The sequence below is a fragment of the Pilimelia anulata genome, assembly GCF_014647895.1.
Lineage (GTDB): Bacteria > Actinomycetota > Actinomycetes > Mycobacteriales > Micromonosporaceae > Pilimelia > Pilimelia anulata.
This window is the reverse complement of record NZ_BMQB01000038.1, coordinates 1-594: the sequence shown is the minus strand read 5'-3', so window position 1 is coordinate 594 and position 594 is coordinate 1. Positions and strand designations below refer to the sequence as shown.

Annotated in this window: 1 protein-coding gene; it reads right to left on the bottom strand. The window is 68.0% G+C overall.

The annotated features are described in order from the left end of the window. Positions 1-30: 30 nt before the first annotated feature. On the bottom strand, positions 31-594 hold a 564-nt coding region (locus IEY94_RS23190; protein ID WP_229784383.1), incomplete at its 5' end, for an IS630 family transposase.

The window sequence follows — 594 nt, the reverse complement described above, 5'->3', positions numbered from 1 at the left end:
TTTTCCCGGTGGACAGGTCCAAGGCGGCGATCATGTGCCGCACGCCGTGGTCGCGGGTGTAGGTGCGCGTAGCCGGGCCGGCTGGCCGATCCTGCGCCAGCCACGGCCGGGGCGTGGTTGCAGGTTCAGCGGCCCGAACTCATCCACGCAGATCACTCGGCCGCCAGCGGGCGGGTGGTCGTAGAGGTCCAGCACGCGGCGCATCTTGGCGGTGAAGTCGGGGTCGTTGCTGGCCTTCCACGTCTTGGTGGCCTGCCAGGAGATCCCGCCGGCGTGCAGGATCCGCCGCAGCGCCTCCACGCTGACCGCCTCGACCCGGCGTGAGGTGATCAGATACTCGCGGAGTTTGGACAGCGACCAGCCGGCAAAAGGCTGGCCCAGGAAACGGGGGTCGCACCCGGCGATAGCGCAGATCCATGCTCGGGTCTGCTCATCGATCCGCCTCGGTGCGCCCCCGCTCCATTTTGGGTCCAACGCGTCGAACCCCCGCTCGTTGAACGCATGGATCACGTCCCGCACATAGTCCCCGGTCACCCGCATCAGATGGGCGATGTCCTGCGCCGGTTGGCCCTGCGCGGACATCAACACCACGAT